Raw genomic sequence first — 11496 nt, forward strand, 5'->3', positions numbered from 1 at the left:
TGTATAATTCACGCAAAAAACAAAAAAACCTGTCCCGTGGGCGAGCAGGAGGTGGCACCCATCGCACTGCCATCCCAGAGCGCAAAAAAAATTTTAAAAAAGTTGGAATTCTTCACAAGATATTCACATCTACCCGTTACCTTAAGAATTAACAGAGGTTCAATCCTGTTCGTGACTTGTTTAAAAACCGTTATCAATACCAACTGACTGGCACTTGACTCGGCAACTTGTCTTTTCAATACCGCTGGTCAGTTTATAAAAACGCCCAGACCTTCCGGGGTCTGGGCCTATTAATTTTGCGCCCCGCTCATCGCACCAGGCGACTGATAATACTGTTGGCTTGGGACTCGTAACCGCCGCCGAACAGATTAAAGTGATTGATGATATGGTAAAGATTGTAAAGGGCTTTGCGCTGTTCGTAGCCCGGATCCACGGGCCAGACTTCGTTGTAGCCTTGATAAAAGGCACGGGAAAATCCGCCAAACAGTTCCGTCATGGCCAAATCCACTTCGCGATCGCCATAGTAAGTGGCAGGGTCGAAAATCACCGGTTCCCCATCCCGGGTACTCGAAGCATTCCCGCCCCATAAATCCCCATGAACTAGAGACGGTTTCGGCGAGTGACCCGCCAGCAATTCCGGAATCGCCTCGAGCAAGCGATCGCCCTGGGGAAAATGCCCCCCCTTGCGCCGCCCTAATTTCAATTGAAACCCAATCCGGTGTTCTCTCCAAAATTCCACCCAGTCTGCGGTCCAAGTATTCACCTGCGGCGTGGATCCGATGGTGTTGTTCATCTCCCAGCCAAATTTATCCCGGGTGGCTTTTTGGTGCATCTGCGCCAGTTGGCGTCCCATTTCTGCCGCCACTTGGCTCTTTCCACCCCCGCCAATATCCAGCCATTCCAAGACGATATAGGCACTATTTCCCTCTACGCCGGTGCAGATGGGTTTGGGGACGCGAATGGTGTGGGTTTCCCACATTTCCTCTAACCCCAGCGCCTCTGCTTGAAACATCTCGATCTGTGCGGCACGATTGAGCTTCACGAAATAAGCGCGATCGCCATCGCGCAGGCAATAGCCTTGATTGATACAGCCTCCACCGACCGATCGGCGATCGCTCCGTTCAAACTTCTCTCCGGTGACTTCAGAAATTTGTTTGGCTATTTTATCCCACATTCTTAATTGCTGATAGTTGATAAGTAGAGCAAGCAAAAGAATTTGCACTGTTACCTGGTTGACTCGTTCCCCCCGGGGGGAACGGTGGATCCGAGGCAAAGCCTTCCGGTAAAGACACTTCGGAATCGCCTCTCTACCCGAGCAAAAGAATTTGCACCCTTGCCGCCCACAGGTTTGACTCCACCGTATCGCAAACCCTCAACTATCCACAACCAAAATTTACTCCTTTAATGCCTCTAGCAAAGCGTTGCCCATTGCGCGACAGCCAAGGAGTTTCATCCCTTCGGACATAATATCACCAGTGCGGTATCCGGCATCGAGCACCGCCAGCACTGCCTGTTCGATTTTATCTGCTGCTTGGGGTTGGTCTAAACCATAGCGCAGCATCATCGCCGCACTCAAAACCTGAGCCAAGGGATTGGCTTTATCTTCACCGGCAATATCTGGGGCGGATCCGTGGACCGGTTCAAACAGGCCCGGACCGGATTCGCCTAAACTGGCGGAGGGTAACATGCCAATGCTGCCGGTCAGCATGGCGGCGGCGTCGGAGAGAATGTCCCCGAAAAGGTTGCCGGTGACGATGGTATCGAATTGTTTGGGCCAGCGCACTAACTGCATGGCGGCGTTATCTACGTAAAGATGGGACAGTTCCACGTCGGGATATTCGGCGGCGAGTTGGGTCATGCGATCGCGCCACAGTTGCGACACATCCAGCACGTTGGCTTTATCCACGGAACAGAGTTTTCCACCGCGCTTGCGGGCCGTTTCAAAGGCAACCCGACCGATGCGATCGATTTCCGATTGGTTGTAGGCCATTGTATTCACCCCGCGCTTTTCTCCGGTTTCGGTCTCGAAAATGCCTTTCGGTTGCCCGAAGTACACCCCGCCTGTGAGTTCTCTGACCACCATAATATCTACCCCGTCCACGATTTCTGGTTTTAATGACGAGGCCCCGACTAATTGCGGCAAAATGGTGGCAGGTCGCAAGTTGGCAAACAGGTTTAAGCCGGCGCGCAGTCCCAGCAATCCGGTTTCTGGCCGTTTTTCGCGCGGTAAGCTGTCCCATTTGTAGCCCCCAATGGCGGCGAGTAACACGGCGTCACTCTGGCGACAACGGTGGAGGGCCTCGGCGGTGAGGGGGTCGCCTGTGGCGTCAATGGAAGCACCGCCGATGAGGGCTTCTTGGAATGTCACGCTGAAGTTGAATTGTTCGGCGACGAGGTTGAGGACGTCTACCGCGATCGCCATAATTTCTGGACCGATGCCATCGCCGGGAAGGAGTGTAATGCGGTAGTTTTGGGTCATATTTCGCTAAAAATTCTTGCAAATTATTAATCATACCGAGGAACTGTGCCCAAAAAACTGTTCAATAGAAGAATCAGTTGAGGCCAGGAGGTTGGGGATGGAGTTTGAAAAAATTTTGGTGGCGATCGACCGAGGCCCGCAAGCGGATTTCGTGTTTGGCAAAGCGCTGCATCTGGCCCACCGAGAAGGGGCAAATTTGAAGGTGTTTCACTGCCTCAGTTTGGCGAATCTGCCTCTGGGCGGTCAGGGGGATATTTATGGTCAGGGGTTGAGTCGCGCGGGCCAGATTCAGCAGGAATTGCTCGATCGCGATATCGAAGCGGTGGTCACTTGGTTGCAGACATATCGGCAACAGGCACAGGCGCTTCAAGTGCCCACGGAGTTGGAATACCAAATCGGGGATCCGGGTTTTTGGATCCGCGAAGTGGGGAAAACCTGGGGGGCGGATTTAGTGGTTTTGGGCCGACGCGGGCGATCGCAACTGGCAGAACTGGTTCTGGGTAGTGTCAGCAATCATGTGGTGCATCACGCGAAGTGTTCGGTGTTGGTGGTTCAAGGTATGACAGAGGAAAAGGGCGATCGCTCTGACGCCCGTGCGGAATGAAGCAGCGGTTTTTCCCCCGCCTCTGCTTCGGAATTTAACCGATAAAGTGGATTGATTAATCTGTTGTGTAATTCTTGTTAAAATGAATCTTTCTCCATCACCCCGATGATAGTCTCCGTTGTGCATCCGGATTCGCGCCGTATATCCGGGGGCGATCGCTCTTTCATTTTAACCCCCAATGGCGCTCGGGTGGGTTCTTGTTATATCTTTAACTATGGGATTGTTTGATTTTAGTCAATTTGCATCGCGGATTCTTCAGTTCTGTATCCGGCAAGCCAAACAAAAAAAGCTGTTTTCCCTCTACTCGTTTATTCTGATAAAAGGGATGGTTTTTTCCCTGCTATCTGTGTGGGCTTTTTTAGAAATTTCCGATCGCGTATTCCACCGACAAACTCGAAAATTCGATACTGGGGTTTTGACGCGGGTGCAGGACATGCACTCGCCGTTGCTGGATTTAGTAATGAAAGGATTCTCCCTGCTGGGCGGGGTGGTGTTAATCACCCTCCTCTGTCTCGGATTGGGGGTGTGGTTTTTAACGCGCCGACAGATGGCCGAATTGAAGACGTTGGTATGTACGGCATTGGGAGGAACCACACTCAATTTGTTAATTAAAGACTTTTTTGCTCGCGATCGCCCGGATATGTGGGCGGCATTAGTTCACGACGATCTCAACACCTCGAGCTATCCTAGCGGTCACGCCACGATCTCGCTTGTGGTCTATGGGTTTTTGGCCTATATCTTGTCCAGTCAGTTTCCCCGGTGGCGCGGATTGATTCTCTTGGCCACGGTTGTACTGGTGCTGGCGATCGGGTGGAGTCGTCTTTATGTCGGTCTCCACTGGCCCACGGACGTGCTAGCGGGATATGCCGCCGGCTTCGCCTGGTTGAGTGCCTGTCTTCTCACGTTGGAAGTGTACCGAAAGCGCCAGCGCAGGCGCGAGGGACATTGACCGCCTCGGCGCGTGCGACAGTCTCGCCAGTTGTATAGTTGGTCTTCTTCAGTCCAAGGGGATTCGATACTATATCTCAATATCTCACATAAAGCCCGTGTGAGTCGCGTTTTGGGATAGAGGTTAGCTCGCGAGTGCAGCGGTTTCTTTTCCCTCTCCCAAACGCTCGGGGCAAGCTGCCGTAAAGGGTTTGGCAAATTCTCACTCTGACTCCTTAAACTAACAAGTGCGAAATATCTTCCCCGCATTCATCGGCTAAGTAGCACAGTGCCCGAAAACGCAAGCTGACAAACTCTTCATAAAAAGGATTGAACTTGCACAAGGGGGGAATGTGTAAAATTTGACGTCCGAACAGCGCGATATCCCGTTCGAAGGGACATTGCGAGGGGATGAACTTGCAGATTAATCGAGCCACTTGCGGATTATTGACTTTGAACTGTTCCATCGCGTTTTTGGCTTTCCGCAAAATAACGGGTTCGCTTTTTTGGTACTCGATCGCATTCATGGTGAAGTTTCTCCTAAATAAACAACGTTTGCGCGGCTTCGTTTGAGAAGCACTGCAGGCATTGGGGCGAGAGGCGTTTGCCTCCTGCTCTTTTGCATGTTTTTAATTTAGCGCAATTTTCCCTGAGGGTCAAGGTTTTTCTAATAGTAAAACTTAATTACGATTATAAAAATTTATATGTCATTGGATCCACGGCGAGGGTGTTGCAGATTAACAACAGCACCCTATCCAGTCACCAGACGATCGCGCGCGCGATCGTTCAGGGAGGAAAGCGGGAAAAAAGCGGCTGGAGTCCGGTTGAATCCTACTATTATCTGGAGAGAAAAAATCCACAAGGGAGCGATCGCCTCAGTACCAGTAGGGCGAGGATGATATTTTGACATTCCCCCTATGTCACCCCAAACCACCGATTCCCCTCCCACTCCCCGAGTAAAAATTAACCTGCAACTATTCCCCTTGCTTTTAACCGGATACACATCAAATCCCCTCCTTCCCTCGCGTTACAAATTCTGAAATGCTAGTGACGATCGCTGTAGGTAAAGGCTACCCTAGCATTAACAGCACGCAAATCCTTCCACAAACTCAATCCACTATGGTCCAAGAACTGGCAATCGATACCCGTGGACTCACCAAGCAATTCGATCGGCACCTTGCAGTCAATGACGTTCATTTGCAAGTAGCATCTGGAGAGGTTTACGGACTCATCGGCCCAAATGGAGCCGGTAAAACTACCTTAATTCGGATGCTAGCTACCGCAGAAGAACCCACCACCGGCGACATTTTCATTAATGGAGAACGTCTGCGCCGCGACAGCAACAACCCCACCCTGAAGCGTCGCCTCGGCTATTTACCCGATGACTTTCCCCTCTACGACGATTTAACCGTGTGGGACTATTTAGACTATTTTTCCAGACTCTACTACTTGCGAGAACCCCGCCGCAGTCAGCGCCTTTACGAAGTCTTAGAACTGGTACAGCTAACTAACAAGCGAAATAGCCTAATTTCTACCCTGTCGCGGGGGATGAAACAGCGACTCAGCCTCGCGCGCACCATCATCCACGAGCCAATTTTGCTCCTCCTTGACGAACCCGTATCCGGCTTAGATCCGATCGCGCGGATGCAGTTTAGGGAAATTATCAAAATCCTGCGCGAAGCGGGAATGACAATTTTAATTTCCTCCCACGTATTGAGCGACTTGGCCGAACTTTGTACCTCAGTGGGAATTATGGAACTGGGGTATCTGGTGGAAAGTGCTTCCCTGAAAGAACTTTACCAACGATTGAGCCGCCAGCAAATTTTAATCGGCACCTTGGGTAAACTAGACGCATTAGAATCCGAATTGAAAAATTGCCCCCAAGTGGAGGGCTGGGAGGTGGATGCCCCAACCCAAAAACTGCGCGTTCATTTTTCCGGGAATCCCGAAGAAAGCTCAAATTTACTGCGATCGCTGGTCACCGCCGGTATCCCTATCTCGGAATTCCACTGCACCCAAGAAGATTTAGAAACGATTTTCTTGAAACTCGGTCACAAGCAGGCATCTTAAGCAAATCAACGGCAAATTTTATCCAATAAAGGAAACCGAATAACCCGAAAACAACAATCAAACCTTTCGTTTAGGAAACTGCAAAATGTTTGGCAAAACCTTAGACCGACTGGGGGAATGGAACCCCCAACTTTTTCGCGAACTCAAAGGGCGCATGACCTCTCGCAACATTTTTACGGTGCTGGGAATTTCCCTGGTGTTTCAATTTTTGCTGCTAGCTGCATTTAGCAACAGTTACTGCGATAAATACGTAGATAGCATTGTCAGCCAATGTGTGGAATACCACTGGGAAGTCAATTGGCTGGAGCTATTTTTTACCCTAGGATGGATTTTAGCATTGCTGCTTTTTGCCGGGGGCGCATACTCCCTCTCTAGCGATTGGGCGAAAGAAGAAAATCGCGGAACACTCTATTTTATTCGCCTGTCTCCGAGTCCCAGCCAAAGCATTTTGCTCGGAAAAATACTCGGCGTTCCCAGTGTGCTTTACTTGGCGATCGCCCTGGCTATTCCGTTGCACTTATTTTCCGCCCTCATGGCTGGCGTGCCCCTGTTCTGGATATTGGGATTGTATGTCCTCGTGACTGCCGGCAGTTGGCTTTTGTTCAATATGGTCTTGCTCAATACTATGCTGACTAAAGTGCCCTATCAAGCGATCGCTAACAGTTTGTTAGCCGCCTGGTTGGGGTCTTCTTATCTCGGTTTTCTCGCCTTTCATTTTAACGGACTCCCCCTGGAATATCGCGGAGTAGACTGGTATTGGTTTACCTGGAATATCGGCGGGAATATCAAACTCGGCTTTTGCTGGATGCTGATAACAGTTGTCGCGGGCAGTTATTGGATTTGGAAGGCAATCAACCGCCGATTTAAAAACCCAGAATCTACCTTAATCTCTAAACAAGATAGTTATGTCCTGGTGGGAGGCTTTCAAGTGTGGTTGCTCGGATTATTTTGGTCGTTTACCAATTTCGAGGACGATGCTTTGTTGGGCATGATGTTTGTCATGTTCGCGATTAATCTGGGGCTGTTGATGTTAGTCGTTGCGGCAATTGCTCCCCATCGCCAAGCGTCAATCGATTGGGCGCGGTATCACAAAGACGAACATCCCCTCACCCACCGCAACGGAAAGCGAAGTGCGAAATTCCAGTGGATTTGGGGTGAAAAAAGCCCGTCAATTATGGCAATGACGATAAATCTCGCCATCGTGGCGGCGGTTTGGTTGCCTTGGGCGATGCTGTGGAATGTGCCTGGTGAGCAGAAAATACAGGCGATCGCTGGTTTAATTCTCAGCGTCAATTTAATCTGGATTTATACCACGATCGCACAGTTAATGTTATTCGTCAAAACTCCCAAACCGGGAAGATTTGCCATCGGTACCCTCGTGGCTATTATGAGTCTACCTGCCGCACTTTTATCCTTGTTATTTGAGTCGGCACAACCCGTCTGGGGCTGGTGGATGTTTTCCGTATTTGGGTCGGCTTGGATAGCCCTTCCCGAAGTTTCGGCTTTCACCGTGTTTCTCAGTCTGTTAGGGCAATTTGCCACAATCGCTGGATTGAGTATTGCCCTAAATTCCCAACTCGCTAAATTGGGAGAATCCGAGTCGAAAGCGTTGCTCGACGCTGCTGGATAAAAAATGCCAATCCAGTAACCGTTAAACCAGCGATCGCGGCTGGAAATCAGGGAGAAACTTCCCGCGCGGTTTCTCCCCGCCGGACTAACTATCAACACGATAACCTCAAACCTAAAACCAAAGGAACAATTTCGATGAATATTCCAGCGATAAATGCAGTAAGTGACTGGAATCCCCAGTTATTCCGAGAACTGAAAGGACGGCTGAAATGGAAAAATCTGGCGATCGCCACTGCCATTTCCCTTGGCGCTCAACTGATTCTGCTTCTGACCTTCCTCGACAAAATTCCCACTCGGCTTAGCAGTTACTCCAGGCACTACTGTTTAAAAATACAAGACTACAAATGCCTTACCGATTCTGCCGAGAATCCCCTGATTAACTGGCAACTGTGGTGGTTCGATATTTTTCTCTGGCTTAGCTTCATCGGCGCGTTTGGCTTATTGCTCCTCGGCACCTACATGCTGATCGGCGATTTAGCCAAAGAAGAACGTCGCGGAACTCTCAATTTTCTCCGCGTCAGCCCTCGTTCTACTGCCAATATTTTCAGCGGCAAATTACTCGGCGTTCCGATATTTCTTTATCTGGGAATATTGCTCGCCCTTCCCCTGCATTTGTTCGCCGCAATGACAGCTAACATCGCTTTAAGCCAGGTTCTCTTATTCTATCTCTCCACTGTGGCTGGCTGTATTTTCTTCTATAGTGCAGCCATGCTCTTTGGGTTGGTCAGCACTTGGATGGGCGGATTTCAATCCTGGCTGGGAAGTGGTTTTGTAGCCTCGTTTCTCTGGTTTACCACCATCCGCCTCGATAGCTATGGCGATGATGCAGTGTGGAATAATCCCTTCGATTGGTTGAATCTGTTTAATCCAATCCAAACCCAGGTTTATCTGTTAGATAGTCCCCCATCCGCTTTAAAACATATCTCGGACTATTTCAATCTTTCAGACATCCAGACATTGCAGTGGTTCTCCTTCCCCGTCGGGGAAAATGTGACCGGATTTTCTCTATTGATGGTGGTGAATTTTGCCCTTTGGACTTACTGGATTTGGCAAGGTCTGAGCCGACGCTTTCCCAACCCCAGCGCCACGATTTTTAGCAAACAACAGAGTTATTTTCTGTTCGCTTGCTTTCAAACCACGATTCTGGGCTTTACCCTGCAAACCCCCTACCATCAACATGTTAGTTTAGAGGACTGGTTCTCCCATCAGTTAATGCTGGTATTAATCTTAGACGCGCTGCTGTTCTTAGGGGCGATCGCAATTCTCTCTCCCCACCGCCAAACTTTGCAAGATTGGGCGCGGTATAAACTCCAGCGATCGCCCAAAAAACGCCGGGGCAAATTCTCCCTCGATCGCGATTGGATTTGGGGCGAAAAAAGCCCCGCCACTGTGGCGATCGGCCTCAATCTCTTCTTCTCTTGTGCCCTGTTGGTTCCCTGGATTCTCCTGTGGCCTTCTGAAAGTAACAAAACTGGCGCTTTGCTCGGGTTGCTATTCTACGCCACAATGGTGTTATTCTGGGCGGTTATCGCTCAACTAATCCTGTTAATGAAAACCCCAAAACGGGGCATTTGGGCCGCAGGTATCCTCTTCGCTGTCACCGTTTTACCGCCAATGGTACTCGGTTTGTTGTCCGTAAAAGACTATCCCGCCGCTTGGCCTTGGTTGCTTTCTTCCATGTCTTTTCTCGCCGTCAAAAACACGGAAGCAACCAGTGTAATGGTGAGTTTCGCCCTGTTTGGACAAGCCTTAGTTTTGGCATTATCCCATTTGCAACTCATCGGCCAGTTGCGCCATGCAGGAGAATCCGCCTCTAAAGCATTGCTGACTGGAAAAGCCTAAATAGCAGCAATCAAACGTAGCCCACACCCGAATTATTAGGGCGACAAACCTCAATCTATTTAACTCGTTTCCCAGGCAATTCTGGGAACGAGTTACATCATATCCGGTAAACCGCCCATCGAAAGCGGGCGATGGAAATCCCCCCTCGACAAATCAAGTTCGCCCACGCGGACTAATCGTTTTAAATCCTATTCCTTCGGACGGAAAAGAATTGCATTTTCTCCCTAACTGTTCACCCTATAAAAAATTAGTAATAATGAAATCTGTCCTAAATGCAATCGGGGAACGCAATCCCCAACTTTTTCGAGAATTCAAAGGTCGATTGACCTGGCGCAATATCGCGATCGCCTCGGTCAGTTCTCTCGCAATTCAACTGTTACTGCTGCTGTGTTACCTCGCTTTTTTGCCCAAAGAATTTGCTCAGGAAAATCCCTACTGTCTGCCAAAAAGCTCTTTAAAAGCACCTTGTGTGGTCGATTGGGTGGAATGGTGGTTCGATGTCTCTCGGGCGATGCATTGGATGGTGGCGATCGCCCTGATTGGCGGTGGCGTTTATCTGCTCATCTCCGATTTGGCGCGCGAAGAACGACGCGGGACGCTGAATTTTATTCGCTTGAGTCCCCAGTCCACTCCCAGCATTTTAACGGGTAAATTACTTGGCGTTCCAGTGTTGCTTTTCCTCGGGGCGGCGATCGCGTTACCCTTCCATTTGTGGAGTGCGATCGCGGGTAACTCGCCCTTCACCTGGTTCTTGAGTTTCTACGCTTTGTTAGCCGCTTATTGCTTATTGTTTTACAGCGCCGCTATTCTTTACGCTTTAATCGGCGGTTCTCAAGGTTGGATCGGTGCGAGTGGCGCGATCGCTGTCTTCGCGATGCTGTTCCAGTTAGATTATAGGGTGGGGTTTTATACCCACACCGTGGTTCGTCAACCGTGGTATGGTTTGCCCATTGGTTTCCATATTTTCCTGTTTCGCGGCTTTATCTCTTTCACCGCTATTCTCGCCACCTACTGGATTTGGCAAGCCTTGCATCGCCGCTTTCGCAATCAAAATATACAAGTTTTTAGCAAAAAACAAAGCTATGGTTTGGTCGCCTGCATCCAACTATTTTTGCTCGGTTTCATGCTAGATTTTCTCTCGGAAAGCAGTCTTGTCTATGAGGGAGAATACTATCTGTTTGCCATATTTTTCGCCAATTTCTGGCTGTTTATCTGCCTGATTGTCCTCCTCTCACCCCCTCGACAAACTCTGCAAGATTGGGCGCGCTATTCTAAAGGCGTCCGGCGTCGTTTTTTATGGCAAGATTTGCTATGGGGCGAAAAAAGTCCGGCGGCGATCGCAATTGCGGTTAATATTGCCATAACCGCAGCAATTTTTATCCCTTGGATTTCCCTGTGGCCTGTGGAAAATTTTAGCAAGTATAGCGCAATTATCACCATTATTTTTGGCTCTTTACTCATGTTGTGCTATGCTATGGTGACGCAGATGTTCTCCCTCATGCACCTCAAACATGCCAAACTTTGGGGAATGGCCACGGCGATCGCGGCCACTGCATTACCCCTGTTTGCGATCGAGGTTCTAGTGGCCAAAAGCAAGCAAGCCTCTGTCCTATTTCTGCTGACGATGATGCCCTTTTTGGGAATCGAACATGCTTCCACCATTCACGTGGTTCTGGCCTTTTTATCCTATGTAGCCCTATTGGCCAGCTTGTCCGCTAAATTGAATCAGCAGCTCAACCGCCTCGGCGAATCCACCACCAAAGCACTATTGCGCGATTCCCTTTCCCGGAACTAACAGGAACGGCGATCGGATTTCTACCCGGAAAATCAACCATAGGTGCCATCAACGGGGACTAAACATCCCCGTCCACTTGACAAAAAAATCCGCATCGGGTACAATTAAACCGAGGGGGCACGCAGGACTTATGTGCAATGCTTTAATTGC

The 11496-nt window shown here is 49.6% G+C and carries 11 protein-coding genes; 7 read left to right on the forward strand and 4 right to left on the reverse strand.

From position 1 onward, the window contains the following. Nucleotides 1-307: 307 nt before the first annotated feature. Nucleotides 308-1174, reverse strand: a complete 867-nt coding sequence (locus LKK83_RS01765) for a fructosamine kinase family protein (RefSeq protein ID WP_324629042.1) — start codon at nucleotides 1172-1174, stop codon at nucleotides 308-310. Between the two features lie 219 nt (nucleotides 1175-1393). Continuing rightward, nucleotides 1394-2479, reverse strand: a complete 1086-nt coding sequence (leuB, locus tag LKK83_RS01770; protein WP_324629043.1) for a 3-isopropylmalate dehydrogenase — start codon at nucleotides 2477-2479, stop codon at nucleotides 1394-1396. A gap of 97 nt (nucleotides 2480-2576) precedes the next feature. Here leuB and LKK83_RS01775 point away from each other — a divergent pair, with 97 nt between their 5' ends. From LKK83_RS01775 to LKK83_RS01785, 3 genes are all read left to right on the forward strand, one after another. After that, on the forward strand, nucleotides 2577-3083 hold the full coding sequence (locus tag LKK83_RS01775; RefSeq protein WP_324629045.1) for a universal stress protein: 507 nt from the start codon (nucleotides 2577-2579) through the stop codon (nucleotides 3081-3083). Nucleotides 3084-3188: 105 nt separating this feature from the next. Beyond that, nucleotides 3189-3311 (forward strand): hypothetical protein, encoded by a 123-nt coding sequence (locus tag LKK83_RS01780; protein WP_324629048.1) that lies wholly within the window; start codon nucleotides 3189-3191, stop codon nucleotides 3309-3311. Nucleotides 3312-3408: 97 nt separating this feature from the next. Continuing rightward, a complete protein-coding gene (locus LKK83_RS01785) occupies nucleotides 3409-4032 on the forward strand; it encodes a phosphatase PAP2 family protein (protein ID WP_324629049.1) in 624 nt (207 codons plus the stop codon). Nucleotides 4033-4246: 214 nt separating this feature from the next. Here LKK83_RS01785 and LKK83_RS01790 read toward each other — a convergent pair whose 3' ends face one another. Together LKK83_RS01790 and LKK83_RS01795 are read right to left on the reverse strand one after the other, a co-directional pair. Beyond that, nucleotides 4247-4477: a Mo-dependent nitrogenase C-terminal domain-containing protein gene (locus LKK83_RS01790; protein WP_442957263.1), complete on the reverse strand. Its 231-nt coding sequence runs from the start codon at nucleotides 4475-4477 to the stop codon at nucleotides 4247-4249. 284 nt (nucleotides 4478-4761) lie between these two features. Then, a complete protein-coding gene (locus LKK83_RS01795) occupies nucleotides 4762-4920 on the reverse strand; it encodes a hypothetical protein (RefSeq protein ID WP_324629051.1) in 159 nt (52 codons plus the stop codon). Nucleotides 4921-5129: 209 nt separating this feature from the next. Here LKK83_RS01795 and LKK83_RS01800 point away from each other — a divergent pair, with 209 nt between their 5' ends. From LKK83_RS01800 to LKK83_RS01815, 4 genes are all read left to right on the forward strand, one after another. Next, nucleotides 5130-6080: an ABC transporter ATP-binding protein gene (locus tag LKK83_RS01800; RefSeq protein WP_324629056.1), complete on the forward strand. Its 951-nt coding sequence runs from the start codon at nucleotides 5130-5132 to the stop codon at nucleotides 6078-6080. A gap of 85 nt (nucleotides 6081-6165) precedes the next feature. After that, nucleotides 6166-7710 (forward strand): hypothetical protein, encoded by a 1545-nt coding sequence (locus LKK83_RS01805; protein WP_324629053.1) that lies wholly within the window; start codon nucleotides 6166-6168, stop codon nucleotides 7708-7710. Nucleotides 7711-7844: 134 nt separating this feature from the next. Then, on the forward strand, nucleotides 7845-9551 hold the full coding sequence (locus LKK83_RS01810) for a hypothetical protein (protein WP_324629054.1): 1707 nt from the start codon (nucleotides 7845-7847) through the stop codon (nucleotides 9549-9551). A 256-nt stretch (nucleotides 9552-9807) separates the two neighbouring features. Beyond that, nucleotides 9808-11346, forward strand: coding sequence for a hypothetical protein (locus LKK83_RS01815; RefSeq protein ID WP_324629055.1), 1539 nt, complete (start codon nucleotides 9808-9810; stop codon nucleotides 11344-11346). The last annotated feature ends 150 nt before the right edge of the window (nucleotides 11347-11496 follow it).

Origin of the sequence: Phormidium sp. CCY1219 (assembly GCF_035615515.1) — a bacterium.
GTDB lineage: Bacteria > Cyanobacteriota > Cyanobacteriia > Cyanobacteriales > Laspinemataceae > CCY1219.

Coding starts and splice junctions, on each gene's coding strand:
- LKK83_RS01775 (WP_324629045.1), top strand. CDS start 2,577: ATGGAGTTTGAAAAAATTTTGGTGGCGATCGACCGAGGCCCGCAAGCG.
- LKK83_RS01800 (WP_324629056.1), top strand. CDS start 5,130: ATGGTCCAAGAACTGGCAATCGATACCCGTGGACTCACCAAGCAATTC.
- LKK83_RS01805 (WP_324629053.1), top strand. CDS start 6,166: ATGTTTGGCAAAACCTTAGACCGACTGGGGGAATGGAACCCCCAACTT.
- LKK83_RS01785 (WP_324629049.1), top strand. CDS start 3,409: ATGGTTTTTTCCCTGCTATCTGTGTGGGCTTTTTTAGAAATTTCCGAT.
- LKK83_RS01810 (WP_324629054.1), top strand. CDS start 7,845: ATGAATATTCCAGCGATAAATGCAGTAAGTGACTGGAATCCCCAGTTA.
- LKK83_RS01765 (WP_324629042.1), bottom strand. CDS start 1,174: ATGTGGGATAAAATAGCCAAACAAATTTCTGAAGTCACCGGAGAGAAG.
- leuB (WP_324629043.1), bottom strand. CDS start 2,479: ATGACCCAAAACTACCGCATTACACTCCTTCCCGGCGATGGCATCGGT.
- LKK83_RS01790 (WP_442957263.1), bottom strand. CDS start 4,477: ATGGAACAGTTCAAAGTCAATAATCCGCAAGTGGCTCGATTAATCTGC.
- LKK83_RS01795 (WP_324629051.1), bottom strand. CDS start 4,920: ATGTCAAAATATCATCCTCGCCCTACTGGTACTGAGGCGATCGCTCCC.
- LKK83_RS01815 (WP_324629055.1), top strand. CDS start 9,808: ATGAAATCTGTCCTAAATGCAATCGGGGAACGCAATCCCCAACTTTTT.
- LKK83_RS01780 (WP_324629048.1), top strand. CDS start 3,189: ATGATAGTCTCCGTTGTGCATCCGGATTCGCGCCGTATATCCGGGGGC.